Origin of the sequence: Sphingobium herbicidovorans, assembly GCF_002080435.1 — a bacterium.
Classification (GTDB): Bacteria; Pseudomonadota; Alphaproteobacteria; order Sphingomonadales; family Sphingomonadaceae; genus Sphingobium; species Sphingobium herbicidovorans.
In genome coordinates this window covers 13,237-26,579 of sequence record NZ_CP020538.1, presented here as the reverse complement: position 1 = coordinate 26,579, position 13,343 = coordinate 13,237, and the positions used below count along the sequence as shown (strand labels likewise).

At 63.3% G+C, this 13,343-nt stretch carries 15 protein-coding genes; 5 read left to right on the top strand and 10 right to left on the bottom strand.

What is annotated here, in order from left to right; genetic code table 11:
* Positions 1-4: 4 nt before the first annotated feature.
* Positions 5-1,000, bottom strand: a complete 996-nt coding sequence (gene hemB, locus B6S01_RS00170) for a porphobilinogen synthase (RefSeq protein WP_037466573.1) — start codon at positions 998-1,000, stop codon at positions 5-7.
* 75 nt (positions 1,001-1,075) lie between these two features.
* On the opposite strand from hemB, the gene gloA2 reads away from it, so the two are divergent.
* Positions 1,076-1,459, top strand: coding sequence for an SMU1112c/YaeR family gloxylase I-like metalloprotein (gene gloA2, locus B6S01_RS00165; RefSeq protein WP_037466570.1), 384 nt, complete (start codon positions 1,076-1,078; stop codon positions 1,457-1,459).
* On the opposite strand, the gene B6S01_RS00160 is transcribed toward gloA2, so the two are convergent.
* Together B6S01_RS00160 and B6S01_RS00155 are read right to left on the bottom strand one after the other, a co-directional pair.
* Positions 1,439-1,984, bottom strand: a complete 546-nt coding sequence (locus tag B6S01_RS00160) for a 2'-5' RNA ligase family protein (RefSeq protein WP_231568012.1) — start codon at positions 1,982-1,984, stop codon at positions 1,439-1,441. The two genes, gloA2 and B6S01_RS00160, sit on opposite strands and share 21 nt — an antisense overlap.
* Positions 1,971-2,510 carry a peroxiredoxin gene (locus tag B6S01_RS00155; protein WP_037466838.1) on the bottom strand — a complete coding sequence of 180 codons (540 nt, stop codon included), beginning with the start codon at positions 2,508-2,510 and terminating at the stop codon, positions 1,971-1,973. The genes B6S01_RS00160 and B6S01_RS00155 overlap by 14 nt, the downstream gene beginning before the upstream one ends.
* 103 nt (positions 2,511-2,613) lie before the next feature.
* Between B6S01_RS00155 and B6S01_RS00150 the strand changes: the two genes are divergently transcribed.
* On the top strand, positions 2,614-3,033 hold the full coding sequence (locus B6S01_RS00150; RefSeq protein ID WP_037466836.1) for a hypothetical protein: 420 nt from the start codon (positions 2,614-2,616) through the stop codon (positions 3,031-3,033).
* A gap of 306 nt (positions 3,034-3,339) precedes the next feature.
* Here the strand turns inward: B6S01_RS00150 and B6S01_RS00145 are convergent, their stop codons facing one another.
* From B6S01_RS00145 to fabD, 7 genes are all read right to left on the bottom strand, one after another.
* Positions 3,340-4,122 carry a hypothetical protein gene (locus B6S01_RS00145; protein WP_156103371.1) on the bottom strand — a complete coding sequence of 261 codons (783 nt, stop codon included), beginning with the start codon at positions 4,120-4,122 and terminating at the stop codon, positions 3,340-3,342.
* Between the two features lie 470 nt (positions 4,123-4,592).
* Positions 4,593-5,564, bottom strand: a complete 972-nt coding sequence (gene mltG / locus B6S01_RS00140; protein WP_037466562.1) for an endolytic transglycosylase MltG — start codon at positions 5,562-5,564, stop codon at positions 4,593-4,595.
* Positions 5,565-5,571: 7 nt separating this feature from the next.
* Positions 5,572-6,831: a beta-ketoacyl-ACP synthase II gene (gene fabF / locus B6S01_RS00135; RefSeq protein WP_037466558.1), complete on the bottom strand. Its 1,260-nt coding sequence runs from the start codon at positions 6,829-6,831 to the stop codon at positions 5,572-5,574.
* Positions 6,832-7,009: 178 nt separating this feature from the next.
* A complete protein-coding gene (locus B6S01_RS00130) occupies positions 7,010-7,243 on the bottom strand; it encodes an acyl carrier protein (RefSeq protein WP_007689016.1) in 234 nt (77 codons plus the stop codon).
* 197 nt (positions 7,244-7,440) lie between these two features.
* On the bottom strand, positions 7,441-8,181 hold the full coding sequence (gene fabG, locus B6S01_RS00125; protein WP_037466555.1) for a 3-oxoacyl-[acyl-carrier-protein] reductase: 741 nt from the start codon (positions 8,179-8,181) through the stop codon (positions 7,441-7,443).
* Position 8,182: 1 nt separating this feature from the next.
* On the bottom strand, positions 8,183-8,608 hold the full coding sequence (locus tag B6S01_RS00120; protein WP_037466552.1) for a GxxExxY protein: 426 nt from the start codon (positions 8,606-8,608) through the stop codon (positions 8,183-8,185).
* 32 nt (positions 8,609-8,640) lie between these two features.
* The gene (gene fabD, locus B6S01_RS00115) at positions 8,641-9,576 is read right to left on the bottom strand and encodes an ACP S-malonyltransferase (RefSeq protein ID WP_037466834.1); all 936 of its coding nucleotides are present in this window, start codon (positions 9,574-9,576) and stop codon (positions 8,641-8,643) included.
* Between the two features lie 172 nt (positions 9,577-9,748).
* On the opposite strand from fabD, the gene B6S01_RS00110 reads away from it, so the two are divergent.
* The 3 genes from B6S01_RS00110 to B6S01_RS00100 are packed head-to-tail and all read left to right on the top strand — an operon-like array spanning position 9,749 to position 13,326.
* Positions 9,749-11,197: an efflux transporter outer membrane subunit gene (locus tag B6S01_RS00110; RefSeq protein WP_037466549.1), complete on the top strand. Its 1,449-nt coding sequence runs from the start codon at positions 9,749-9,751 to the stop codon at positions 11,195-11,197.
* The gene (locus tag B6S01_RS00105; protein WP_037466548.1) at positions 11,187-12,620 is read left to right on the top strand and encodes an efflux RND transporter periplasmic adaptor subunit; all 1,434 of its coding nucleotides are present in this window, start codon (positions 11,187-11,189) and stop codon (positions 12,618-12,620) included. The genes B6S01_RS00110 and B6S01_RS00105 overlap by 11 nt, the downstream gene beginning before the upstream one ends.
* A gap of 4 nt (positions 12,621-12,624) precedes the next feature.
* The gene (locus B6S01_RS00100) at positions 12,625-13,326 is read left to right on the top strand and encodes an ABC transporter ATP-binding protein (RefSeq protein ID WP_037466545.1); all 702 of its coding nucleotides are present in this window, start codon (positions 12,625-12,627) and stop codon (positions 13,324-13,326) included.
* Positions 13,327-13,343 lie beyond the last annotated feature (17 nt).

Below are 13,343 nucleotides of genomic sequence, written 5' to 3'. Positions count from 1 at the left end.
GGCGTCAGGCTCCCAGCAGCCGCGCGGCATGGAGCGCGTGGTAGGTCAGGACGCCCGAGCATCCGGCGCGCTTGAACGCCAGCAGCGTTTCCAGCACCAGAGCATCGCGATCCCCTGCGCCCGCAGCGGCAGCGGCTTCGATCATCGCATATTCGCCCGACACCTGATAGGCGAATACGGGCACTTCGAACCGGTCCTTCACCCTGGCGATGATGTCGAGATAGGGCAGGCCCGGCTTCACCATGACGCTGTCGGCCCCTTCCGCCAGGTCGAGCGCGACTTCGCGTAGCGCTTCCTCGCTGTTGGCGGGGTCCATCTGATAGCTTTTCTTGTCGCCTTTCAGCAGGCCGCTGGAGCCGACCGCGTCGCGGAACGGGCCGTAGAAGGCGCTCGCATATTTGGCGGCATAGGCCATGATCTGGACATTGGCTTGGCCTTCTTCCTCCAGCGCCTCGCGGATCGCGCCGACGCGACCGTCCATCATGTCGCTGGGCGCGATGATGTCCGCGCCCGCCGCCGCCTGATTGAGCGACTGGCCGATCAGGACGTCGATGGTGGCGTCGTTGATGACATAGCCCGCCTCATCGAGCAGCCCGTCCTGACCATGGGCGGTATAGGGGTCGAGCGCCACATCGGTCAGAACGCCGATGTCCGGCACGGCGTCCTTGATCGCGCGGATGGCGCGGCACATGAGATTGTCGGGGTTCAGCGCCTCGGCGCCGTCATCGCTGCGCCGGTCGGGCTGCGTATTGGGAAACAGCGCCAGGCAGGGAATGCCTGCATCGCGAGCTTCCCTTGCGCGGGCGGCAATCCCGTCCACCGACCAGCGCGACACACCGGGAAGCGAGCCGATCGGCTCCTCCACGCCCTGCCCTTCGGTGACGAAGAGCGGCCAGATGAGGTCGCTGGGATGAAGGCGGATTTCGGCGTGCATGGCGCGGCTCCAGGCCGCTGCGCGGGTGCGGCGCAGGCGGAGCGCGGGATAGGGGGCATAGCTCATGGACGGGGTGTAGGCGCGCCAGCCGGGGGGATCAAGGTTCCGACGGCGGGCAACGCATGCTAGGCAGCGAAGGCCATGCGCTGCATCCACCATATCGCGATCATCTGTTCCGATTATCCACGGTCCCGGCATTTCTATGCGGAGATATTGGGCCTGCCCATCATCCGCGAAGTTTGGCGGGAAGAACGGCAATCGTGGAAATGCGATCTGGACGCGGGCAATGCGCAGATCGAGCTTTTCTCCTTCCCCTCGCCCCCGCCCCGCCCCTCGCGTCCCGAGGCGTGCGGCCTGCGGCACCTGGCCTTTTGCGTGGAGGAGCTGGATCGGGAGATCGCCCGGCTGGAGGCAGCGGGAGTCCCCTGCGAGGCCGTTCGGATCGATCCCTATACGGGGCAGCGTTTCACTTTCTTCGCTGATCCCGACGGGTTACCGCTGGAGCTATATGAGGATGCGCGCTGAGCGGAAGCTGGCCTTCTTCGCCAGATCCCAGGAGCCGCCTTCCCGATAATGCCACGCCGCCAGCCCCGCGATCTTGAGCGGGCGGGTGCGAAAGTCCGCCTTCAGACTGTCGGCCAGCGCGCGAGCGGCGGAAGGCTCCACCTTATTCTGCACGGTGATGTGGAAACGCGGGTGCGCCTGATCCTGCGGCGTCAGCAGGCCGGTAAAGGCATCCGCCAGTTCATGCCATATCTCCAGCAGCCCGTCGCTGCGCACATCAAAGGCGACGCCGCGGCCGAGCAGCAGAACGCCATTGACGATAGCGAGAGGCGGCGGAGCGGCGCAGATATGCTTCATCCGCGCTGCAAGTTCCGGCAGCAGCGACGGGGGCAGATGGTGGAACAATGTGATGTGTGCAGGCACGACATTGCGCCCGGCTGGGAAATGCGCGCGCCGCAATCCGTCCGCCCAGGCGAAATCCTCCGCGCCCATGAGCGCCGTCAGGATGATCGGCGCCCCCGCCCCGGACGGATCAGCCAGCGGCATGCTCCTTCAACCACTCCAGCACCGGTTCCGGCCGGGTTTCGCCATAGGGGTCGTCATCCTCGCCAATGTCATTGATGCCCGGCTCCTCGAACCAGGCGACGACCTTGCCGTCATCGACCACCATCGCATAGCGCCAGCTACGGTCGCCAAAGCCAAGATGATCCTTCTTCACCAGCATGCCCATGCGGCGGGTAAAATCGCCCGACCCATCGGGCAGCAGCTTCACATTCCTGACGCCCAGATGCTTGCCCCACTGATACATGACGAAAGCATCGTTGACCGACACGCAATAGACGTCATCGACGCCCAGCGCCTTGAAATCGTCGTAGAAGCGTTCAAAGGCGGGGCATTGTTCGGTCGAGCAGGTCGGCGTGAAAGCCCCCGGCAGCGAGAATACGACCACGCGCTTGCCCTTGAACAGATCGCCGGTCTGGACATCTTCCCAACGGAAGGGATTGGGCCCTCCGACGCTTTCGTCGCGCACGCGGGTTTTCAGCGTCACATCAGGCACGGAACGTCCCAGCATCGTCATGTCTCCCTGTAAGGGCGCACGCTTTCGCGCGATCGCCGACCTCTATATGCTCGCTTCGCCGCAAAGGCGCAAAGGGCATCATGCAGGGGAAACACGCATGTCCACATCACGATCCTTCACGATCATCGCGCTTGTTCTGCTGCTGTGGAATCTGATCGGCGTGGCGGCGTTCATCATGCAATATACAGCGGATCTTGCGGCGTTGGCGAAGAGCGATCCCTATACGGCGCGGATATTTGCGGGGATGCCGGGATGGGCGTGGGGCGCCTATGCGGTGGCGGTTTGCTCCGGGACGCTGGGTGCGGCGATGCTGCTGATGCGCAAGGCCGTGGCGGCGCCCTTGTTCGGGCTGTGCGTGATCGGGGTGGTCGTGCAGTTTGGCTACAGCTTTCTGGGCACGGATTTGCTGGCGGTGAAGGGGGCTGGCGCTGCCGTGTTTCCGGCGGTGATCGTGGCGGTTGCGGTGGGGCAATGGCTATACGCGCGGCGGTGCCGGGCGAAGGGGGTTTTGCACTAGGATTTGGGTTGAGGCGTTCTGGAACTTGGCATCAGGCTCCGAACGGTTGCTATGTCGTGAAAGGGTGGGGAGCGGACTGGCTGCTTACAGGAGAGCATAGCGCTATAGCGGTCGTTCTAAGGTGACGGAAAACCCCACTTGCAAGATTGTCGGGCGCTTCCACAATCCGACAGTGATTGTCGGACAGTAGGATGGGTAGTGGAGGGTTCGGGACATCGGACTCGACCGAATTTCAGCAGCAGTGCGTTACCCCTGCACGGAAATCATGTGGTTTCCGACAGGTGGGCCATCTCGAAGCTACGCCTATTATTTGAGACTGTCGAAAACCTGCCGCGCTCGTTGATCGAAAGACGCGGATTTTTCGGCGAAGGTATCTGCTGGCGTGAGGAACTCATAGATGATCCCGATCCGGGATGTTAGCCGATAGCCAGCGACACACGCCAGATCGGTCTTCATGGGTCCGGTTGCATAGCAGCGCGCCAGATAGCCGGGCACATCGCGGCGGGTGAAATACGAGTAGTGTCCATCACCAAAGCGCCGCACGCCTCGGCCCAGTTCTTCGGCCGTTAGTCCATCCACCTTTAGTCTTTCCAGTTCGTCGGACGAAAAGGCGTGCATCTTGCGCGAGTTGTATTCGCCCAGCACATAAAATGAGACTTCGCGTGGGTAGTCGGAAGGGGGATTGTCGTCATGTTCGCGACGGCAGAGATCATGCCACCACCCATAGGGTTTCACGCTGGCGCAAAAGGCCGACCTACGGACGGTGAGATGCCGCGTGTAATCGGGCGTCAGCCGCGCGGTCAAATTCGTGATTTTGATAGGCCCGGCTGACGTTTTAGCGCAGAATTCGCGCGCCTTTTCGTTCACATCGAGTGGATAGCTGGGATCATATTCGCGGCCCTGCCCGACCGAAAATGCCGGGGCGAGCGGCAGCGTCAATGCCGTGCCACCCAAGACGACGGGATGCAGACGGGTAAGGCATGAAGCCGAGGGCGGCGCTCTATGCGCCTTTAGGTTCGCCTGCTGCCAGAAGAACAGCCCGAATACGAAGACCGGCACCGTAAAGAACGTGGCTGGCAGAATTACCATTGGCGACGCCCAACGGCGCGCAAATTTTCGCGTCGATAAGACAATCAGCGCAGCGAGAAGCCCGGCAAGGACACCAAGGAACGCGAGGCCGACCATGGGCGCTGCGATAATGACACCGGGCGAATCCTCATTGAAAACGCCCCTTATGGTCCACCATAGAAGCAACAAGAGGCCTGCGCCGATTGGAAGGAGATACCAACGCCACAAGAAAGCGACCAAGAGGAAGCCCGCGGCGTAGCAGACGAAAAAGAGGGAATAGATCGCGTCCATCTTGTCCTGATCGCCGATTTCGATTGCAGAACAATTAAGTGGCTGAATGCCTATCTGGATATGCGTCCGACAATCAGGTGTTTTCCGTCAGCGTCCGGTTTAGATGATGACATAAAGCCGGATAAATGACCGGCTCTGGTCGCTTACAGACGCTCGCCATTCCGGGTCAACCGACGATCAGAGGCCCTCCGCCCCAGCCCTCAAAGCTCTCCGCGTGCACGGCGGATCTCGAACCATTTGCGGACATTCTGGTTATGCTCTTCCAGCGTGTCAGCGAAGATATGGCCGCCCTTCCCGTCCGCGACGAAATAGAGCGCCTTTGTCTCGGCGGGATGCAGGACCGCCAGGATCGACAGGCGACCGGGATTGGCGATCGGTCCCTTGGGCAGGCCGGTCATCGCATAGGTGTTATAGTCGTTGAGCGCCGCGATCTCGGACTTTTTGATGCGGCGGCCTAGCGGCTTGCCCTTGGTGATGGGGTAGATGATCGTCGGGTCCGCCTGAAGCATCATGCCGGTTTTCAGGCGATTGCCATAGACGCCCGCGACTGTTGGCCGTTCGGACGGCACGGCCGTTTCCTTTTCCACGATGCTGGCGAGGATGATCGCTTCGCTAGGCGATTTGGCGACGGTGTTGGGCGCGCGCTGCGCCCATAGTTTGGCGAGCGTGCGGGTCATGGCGTCCTGCATCCGCTTCAACACGGCGGCGCGGCTTTCGCCTTTGTCAAAGGCATAGCTGTCGGGGAGGACGCTGCCCTCGGCGGGGACGGCGACGTCGCCGGTCAATTCCTCGTTCGCCATCAACCGTTCGTGGACGAGGATGGAGGGCATGCCTTCCGGGATCGTCACGAGCCGGGTGAGCGTCTTGCCACCTTGCAGGATCGAGAAAATGTCCGAATTGCTGGCGCCCTTGGGGATCAGGAACTCGCCCGCCTTGATCGACTTGCCGCGCCCGAAAACCTTGGTGCGCGTCAGGAAGGCGTCGGCGGATCGCACGACGCCCGCCTGCTTCAACAGGACGGCGGCGGCGGCGACGCTGGCGCCTTCGGGCACGATGACGGTGATATCACGCGGCGCGGGGCCGGCTTCCGACCAGCCATAGACGAAGCGGAACGCCACAAAGGCGGCGACGGCCAGGCCGATCGCAAGGATGGCAAGCCCGAACCGCCGCATGGATATATCAGATCGCCTTCATGATGAGCGAGGCGTTGGTGCCGCCAAAGCCGAAGCTGTTGTTGAGCACCGCGCGCACCTTGCGCTCCTTCGCCACATGGGGGACCAGGTCGACGCCGACGCAGCTTTCGCTGGGTTCGTCCAGGTTCAGCGTTGGCGGGACGATCTGGTCACGCATGGCCAGAATGCAGAAAATGCTTTCCACCGCACCCGCGCCGCCCAGCAGGTGGCCGATGGCGGACTTGGTGCTGCTCATCGACATGGTCGAGATATTGTCGCCGAACAGCCGCTTGACCGCGCCCAGTTCCAGCTCGTCGCCGAGCGGGGTGGATGTACCATGCGCGTTCACATAGTCGATGTCGGCGAGGCTGAGGCCCGACTTTTTCAGCGCCATTTCCATCGAGCGATAGCCGCCGCTGCCTTCGGGATGCGGGGCGGTGACATGATAGGCGTCGCCCGACAGGCCGTAGCCGATCACCTCGGCATAGATATGCGCGCCGCGCTTTTTGGCATGTTCATATTCTTCCAGCACGACCACGCCCGCGCCCTCGCCCATGACGAAGCCGTCGCGGTTGACGTCATAGGGACGCGAAGCCTTTTCCGGCGTGTCGTTGAAGGCGGTCGAAAGCGCGCGCGCCTGGGCGAAACCGGCAATGCCGATCGGGCAGATCGCGCTTTCCGCGCCGCCAGCGAGCATGACGTCGGCGTCGTCCATCGCGATCATGCGCGCCGCGTCGCCAATGGAGTGCGCGCCGGTCGAGCAGGCGGTGACCACGGCGTGGTTCGGACCCATGAGGCCATATTTGATCGAGACCTGACCGGAGATCAGGTTGATAAGGCGACCGTGAACGAAGTGCGGCGAAACGCGGCCCGGCCCCTTGTTCGCGAGCACCAGCGATTCGCTTTCGATGCCCGGCAGACCGCCGATGCCCGAACCGATGGAGCAGCCCGCACGCAGGCGTTCTTCCTCGCTCATATTGTCGAGGCCGGCGTCGCGCAGCGCCTGGCTGGCGGCGGAAATACCATAGACGATGAAGGGATCGACCTGCCGCTGGATCTTGTGATCGACGTCGAACGAGGGATCATAGCCATATTCATGGTCTGCGGGCTTCACTTCGCAGGCGATGCGGCACTTATATTCGCTGGCGTCGAAGCGCGCGATCGTGGCCGCGCCGGATTTGGACGCGAGGATGTTCTTCCACGTGGTTTCGACATCTCCGCCCAGGGGGCTCACCATGCCAAGGCCGGTTACAACGACGCGACGCATATATCTGCTCCGAAAATCTTCTTAAGGCTTGCGCCGCTCCTTAGCCGCTTCGACAGCGGTTGTGAACGGCGGTCCAGATACGAAAAGGCTCCCCAAGACCCGGTGCTACCGGACAGGAGGAGCCATTTCCTTCCAAACGCATGCGGCCCTGCCATTGCAGGCGGGCCGCGAAACATTCTTACTGCTTGCTGTCGATATAGTCGATCGCGTCCTTGACGGTGGCGATCTTCTCAGCCGCATCGTCGGGAATTTCGACGCCGAATTCTTCTTCGAAGGCCATCACCAGCTCAACGATGTCCAGGCTGTCTGCGCCCAGATCGTCGATGAAGCTTGCATCCTCGGTCACCTTTTCGGCTTCGACGCCCAGATGTTCGACGACGATTTTCTTAACGCGATCCGCGGTCTCACTCATGAGTGGTCCTTTTTACTGGGTATCGTTGATGGTTGTGAATATTTGTTAAGGCATGCCCTAGAGCCAAGCCCCGGCAGAGGCAAGAGGCAAGAAACGATCAAAACGCACGATTCCCGCCTGCTCCATGTGCGTGGATGGCACAAGGCCGTCCGGTTGAAAACAGGCGAGCGCGGACGCAGGCTCGAATCGCGGCGGCCTCAGATCATCGCCATGCCGCCGTTCACGTGCAGCGTCTGGCCGGTGACATAGCCCGCTTCCCGACTGGCGAGATAGACGACGGCAGCGCCGATATCCTCACCATTGCCAAGATCCCCGGCGGGGATTTTTTGCAGGATTGCGCCCTTCTGCGCGTCGTTAAGCGCATCGGTCATGGCGGAGCGGATGAAGCCGGGCGCGACGCAATTGACGGTGATGCCGCGGCTCGCCAGTTCCTGGCCCAGCGACTTGGACATGCCGATAATACCCGCCTTTGACGCGGCGTAGTTGCTCTGTCCCGGATTGCCGGTGACGCCGACGATCGAGGTGATCGAAATGATGCGGCCGAAGCGCGCTTTCATCATCGGCTTGGCGGCGGCGCGGGCAAGGCGGAACGCTGCTTCCAGATTGACGGAGATGACGTCGGACCATTCATCGTCCTTCATCCGCATGACCAGATTGTCGCGGGTGATGCCGGCATTGTTGACGAGGATGTCGATCTTGCCGCCCAGCGCCTCGACCGCCTGCGGGACCAGCGCATCGACGGAAGCGGGATCGGACAGATTGCACACCAGCGTCTTGTGATCGCCGCCCAGTTCCGCCGCGAAGGCTGTCAGCTTATCCTCATTGCTGCCCGAAAGCGCGAGCGTCGCCCCCTGCGCTGCGAGCGCCCTGGCAATGGCGGAACCGATACCGCCCGAAGCGCCGGTCACCAGCGCGGTCATGCCTGTCAGATCGAACATGTCAGTTTCCTTTTTGGTTCACGCGGAGGCGCGGAGCCGCGGAGGGTCGATAGTCGTTGACTATGCGCTTTACTCCCTCCTTCAGCGTAGCGCCGCCAAAATTGATCAGCAGCCCGACGGGCTGCCCGGTCAGTCGCAAATATGTGAGCAGTTGCTTGCCATGAGCGGGGCTGAGCCGCTCGGTTGATTTAATCTCCACCAGCAGGCGTCCAGCGACGAGCAAGTCTATCCGGAAGGCTGCATCAAATCTCAATCCCTCATATTCGATATCGACCGGCCGCTGCCGCTCGACTGCATGGCCCAAGGCGGTCAATTTGGCCGCCAGGATCATTTCATAAACGCTTTCGAGCAGGCCAGGCCCCAGTTCGCGATGCATCCGCAGCGCAACGTCAAGGACATCTCCACTAATGCGATCGATATCGACCAAAACCCCTCCGCGCCCCCGCGTCTCCGCGTGAATCAGAAGGAAGCCAGCGCCGCCTCGATATCGTCCATAGTCACGACGCTGCGCACGGTCGCGTCGGGGGCGATGCGCTTGACCATGGGGCCGAGCACCTTGCCGCCCAGTTCGACAAAGTCGGTGACGCCTGCTTCCCACATGGCGGCGACGGATTCGCGCCAGCGGACGCGGCCGGTTACCTGTTCGACCAGGCGCGCCTTTATCTCTTCGGGATCGGCGATGGGCGCGGCCAGGACATTGGCGTAGACGGGGAGCAGCGGCGCGTTGATCGTCGCCTTGCCCAGCGCTTGTTCCATCGCATCGGCGGCGGGCTGCATCAGCGGGCAATGGAACGGCGCGGACACGGGGAGCAGGACGCCGCGCTTGATCCCATGATCCTTCACCAACGCCACGGCTCGCTCGATCGCACCGCGATGACCGGAGATGACGACCTGCGTCGGATCATTATCATTGGCGACGGTGCAGACTTCGCCTTCGGCGGCAGCATCGGCCAGCGCCTGCGCCTTTTCGATGTCCGCGCCCAGCAAGGCAGCCATCGCGCCCTCGCCCACCGGCACGGCGGCCTGCATCGCCTGCCCGCGCAGCTTCAAAAGACGCGACGTCGTGCCGATGTCGAATGCTTCGGCGGCGCAGAGCGCGCTATATTCGCCCAGGCTGTGCCCTGCGACGAAGTCACCCTTGTCCGCCAGCGCAAAGCCGCCCTCCCGCTGCATCACGCGCAGCGTGGCAAGGGCGTTGGCCATGATCGCCGGTTGCGCATTTGCGGTGAGGGTCAGGTCGCTTTCCGGGCCTTCCACCATGATGCGGAACAAATGCTGCGACAGGGCGTCATCGACCTCCTGAAACAACTCCCTCGCAGCCGGGCTTGCTTCGGCCAGCGCCTTGCCCATGCCCACCGACTGACTGCCCTGCCCCGGAAAAAGAAATGCCCTCATCATTCACCCTCTGATGCAAGGACGCCCGCAAAAGCGCCGTTTTTCAAGATCGTTACACTTTGAGACACAAATGCCGTTGAGGCATCCGGCACGTTTCGGCAGTTTCCCCACATTGGACCGCCTCCACCCCCAAGGTCGCGTCCCTTTAACGACGACGGAGTATTAGGAAAAGGTGCGATATCGCATTGCCTGGATCACCGGGACCGCACTGGCCCTGTCCGCCTGCGCCTCCGGCCCGAACTACAAGGCGCCGCCGACTGCGACGCTCGGCGTGCCAGCCGCGTACAGCCAGGGCGGCAATGCGCCGGTCGATCAGGCCGCGCTGGCGACATGGTGGACGCGCCTCAACGATCCGGCGCTTACCGGCCTGATCGATCAGGCAGTCGCCAGCAATCTGGACATAGCGCAGGCGCAGGCGCGATTGCGGCAGGCGCGCGAATCCCTGCGGCAGGCAGATGCTTCCTTTCTGCCGCAGTTGACCGGATCGGGTTCGGGCGGCCGCAACTATAACAGTCGCGGCGGCGGCACGCGGGTCGTCGATGGCAATGTCGTCCCTACGGGCGATGGCAAGTGGAGCGGCAGCTATTCCCTGGGAGCCAATGCAAGCTGGCAGATCGACCTGTTCGGCGAACTGTCCCGCTCCGCCGAGGCCGCGCGGGCCGATCTCGCCGCGTCAGGATATGACCTTGCCAATGTGCGGATGACAATCATCGCCGAACTGGTCGCCAATTATGTGCAGGCGCGGCAGGCGCAGGAGCAGCTTCGCATCGCGCGGGAAACGCAGGCGGTGCAGCGGGACAATTTCGACATCACCCGTTGGCGTTTGCAGGCGGGGCTGGTGTCTTCGCTCGACGAACAGCAGGCGCGGGCGCAGCTGGCCCAGACCAACGCGACCATCCCGCAGCTGGAAGCCAGCCTGCGCGGCAGCCTCAATCGCATCGCCGTGCTCACGGGGCAGGCGCCCGGCGAAGCGACCCGCGCGCTGGAAACGGCAGCGCCCATCCCCATCGCCACAAGCGACATCGCCACCGGCATTCCCGCCGACACGCTGCGTCAGCGGCCCGATGTGCGCAGCGCCGAAAGAGCGTTGGCCGCCGCCACCGCGCGGATCGGCGTCGCGCAGGCGCAGCTTTATCCGTCGCTGGGCATCAGCGGAAATATCGGCACCAACGCCACCGCGATCAAAGGTCTGTTCGACCTGATTACCGGCAGCGTGTTCGCCAATGTCGCGCAGGTGATTTTCGATGGCGGCCGGCTCGCCTCGCAGGTCCGGTCGCAAAAGGCGGCCACCGACGCCGCCTTCGCGGCGTACAAGCAGAGCGTCCTGCTGGCGCTGGAGGATGTGGAGAACGCCATGGCCGCCCTCAACAGCGCGCGCCTGCGGGCGGCGGAATTCCGCACTGCCTTTGACGCGTCAAGCAATGCCGCGATCCTGGCGCGCAGCCAGTATCAGGCGGGCCTCATCGATTTTCAGACGCTTTCCACCAGCGAAAACACCCTGCTGAACGCACGCAACAGCCTTGCCGCCGCGCAGGCCGACGAGGTCCTGGCCATCGCCCAGCTCTATAATGCGCTGGGCGGCGGCTGGCAGAATATGGACACCCGCCCGAATGAGCAATGATGTGAGCAAGGACCAGGATCTGGACGAGTTTCTCGGCACGCCGCCGGAAAAGCCGTGGCGCAAATGGGTGGTGCGCGGCGCGATCGGCGTTGCGCTGTTGATCGCCATCCTGCTTCTGGCGCGCTGCTTTTCGGGCAGTGAGCAGCCGAATTTCGCGACGCGAGAGGTGCGGCGCGGCGACCTGACGGTCACGGTTTCGGCGACGGGCAACCTGAAGCCCATCAATCAGGTCGATGTGGGTTCCGAACAGTCGGGCAAGATCACGCAGGTCTATGTCGATGTGAATGACCGGGTGACCAAGGGGCAGCGGCTTGCCGAGCTGGATACCCGCCGCCTGGTCGATACGGTGAACCAGAACCGGGCGCAGGTGTCGGCTTCGCAGGCCAGCGTGGCGCAGGCGCAGGCGCAGGTCGCGCTGGCCAAAGCGACGCTCGACCGGCAGCTGAATGTCTTTCGCCTGTCCGGCGGGCGCGTGCCCGCCAAGACGGAACTCGACGCCGCGCGTGCGGACTATCAGTCGGCGCTGGGCAATCTGCGTGCGCAGCAGGCACAGGTCGATGTCGCCCGCGCGCAGCTTTCGACGGCGCAAACAAACTTGTCCATCGCCCAGATCGTGTCGCCCGTAACCGGCGTCGTCCTGTCCCGCAGCATCGAGCCGGGCCAGACCGTTGCAGCGTCGCTCAACGCCCCCGTCCTCTTCACGATCGCCGAAGACCTGACGCAGATGGAGGTTGAGGTTTCGGTGGACGAGGCCGATGTCGGTCAGGTGAAGGACGGACAGGAAGCGACCTTCGCCGTCGATGCCTTCCCCGGCCGCAGCTTCCCGGCGCGGGTGACGCGCGTCAATGTCGGTTCCAACGCGTCGAGCAGTTCCTCGTCATCTTCCTCTTCCGGCAGCAGCACTGCCGCCAGCACGACGGGCACAGTCGTCGCCTACACCGCCGTCCTGGCGGTCGATAACAAGGACGAGACGCTGCGCCCCGGCATGACCGCGACCGCCGATATCGTGACGCAGAAGCTGAATGACGCGCTGCTGATCCCCAACGCAGCGTTGCGTTTCAAGCCGAGCAGCGGCGCAGCCGAAGGCGGCGGCATCACGAGCCAGATCGTCCCAAGCCGGCGGCGCTTCCGCCGCGGCAGTGCGCGGCAGGTGACACTGGGCGTCGGCAGCAGCCAGACCGTCTATGTCGTGGATGCGGAGGGCAATCCCAAACCGGTGCAGGTGGTGGTGGGCGCCAGCGACGGGTCACGCACGGTCATCACGAGCGGCGACCTGAAGCCCGGCATGCGCGTCATCACCGGTCAGCTTGCGGCAGGGCAGGAACAGCCGGCGGAGGACAACGCGAACGGCGGCGGCCAGCAGCGGGGCCGCAACGGCCAGGGCGGGGAAACGCGTGGCACCGGCCGCCAGAACGGCGCCTGACACCATGGCGGAACCCATCATCTCCCTGCGCGGCGTGACAAAGGTCTATGGCTCTGGGCAGACCGCCTTTCAGGCGCTGAAGGGCATCGACCTTGACATTGCAGAGGGTGACTTCGTCGCGGTCATGGGTCCATCGGGATCGGGCAAGTCAACGACGATGAACATCCTCGGCTGCCTGGACGTGCCGACCGCTGGCGAGTTCCTGTTCAAGGGTCGCCATGTCGAAACGCTGGACCGCGATCAGCGCGCGCTGCTGCGGCGGCGCTATCTGGGCTTCGTGTTTCAGGGCTTCAACCTGCTGTCGCGCACCACTGCGCTGGAAAATGTGGAACTGCCGCTGCTGTATCGGGGCGACGACAAGAAGATGCGCTATGAAGCGGGCATGGCCGCGCTCGATAAGGTGGGGCTGAAGGAGTGGTGGGACCATACCCCCGCCGAATTGTCAGGCGGCCAGCAACAGCGCGTCGCAATCGCCCGGGCCATCGTGACCCGACCTGCCGTGTTGCTGGCCGACGAACCGACCGGCAACCTCGATTCGGAACGGTCCATCGAGATCATGGAATTACTCACCGACCTCAACAAGAATAGTGGCATCACGGTGCTGATGGTGACCCACGAACCCGACATGGCGGCCTTTGCCCGGACCATCGTGCATTTCAAGGACGGACATGTGGAGCGGACGGAACAGGGATTGGCGGCAGCATGACGCCCCTTCCTTCACCC

Bases quoted from the DNA above. Each gene is read 5' to 3' on its own strand.
- B6S01_RS00160 (WP_231568012.1), bottom strand. From the start codon at position 1,984: ATGCCGCTGGCTGATCCGTCCGGGGCGGGGGCGCCGATCATCCTGACG.
- hemB (WP_037466573.1), bottom strand. From the start codon at position 1,000: ATGAGCTATGCCCCCTATCCCGCGCTCCGCCTGCGCCGCACCCGCGCA.
- B6S01_RS00100 (WP_037466545.1), top strand. From the start codon at position 12,625: ATGGCGGAACCCATCATCTCCCTGCGCGGCGTGACAAAGGTCTATGGC.
- B6S01_RS00145 (WP_156103371.1), bottom strand. From the start codon at position 4,122: ATGGTAATTCTGCCAGCCACGTTCTTTACGGTGCCGGTCTTCGTATTC.
- fabG (WP_037466555.1), bottom strand. From the start codon at position 8,181: ATGTTCGATCTGACAGGCATGACCGCGCTGGTGACCGGCGCTTCGGGC.
- B6S01_RS00150 (WP_037466836.1), top strand. From the start codon at position 2,614: ATGTCCACATCACGATCCTTCACGATCATCGCGCTTGTTCTGCTGCTG.
- fabF (WP_037466558.1), bottom strand. From the start codon at position 6,831: ATGCGTCGCGTCGTTGTAACCGGCCTTGGCATGGTGAGCCCCCTGGGC.
- fabD (WP_037466834.1), bottom strand. From the start codon at position 9,576: ATGAGGGCATTTCTTTTTCCGGGGCAGGGCAGTCAGTCGGTGGGCATG.
- mltG (WP_037466562.1), bottom strand. From the start codon at position 5,564: ATGCGGCGGTTCGGGCTTGCCATCCTTGCGATCGGCCTGGCCGTCGCC.
- B6S01_RS00155 (WP_037466838.1), bottom strand. From the start codon at position 2,510: ATGCTGGGACGTTCCGTGCCTGATGTGACGCTGAAAACCCGCGTGCGC.
- B6S01_RS00130 (WP_007689016.1), bottom strand. From the start codon at position 7,243: ATGAGTGAGACCGCGGATCGCGTTAAGAAAATCGTCGTCGAACATCTG.
- gloA2 (WP_037466570.1), top strand. From the start codon at position 1,076: ATGCGCTGCATCCACCATATCGCGATCATCTGTTCCGATTATCCACGG.
- B6S01_RS00105 (WP_037466548.1), top strand. From the start codon at position 11,187: ATGAGCAATGATGTGAGCAAGGACCAGGATCTGGACGAGTTTCTCGGC.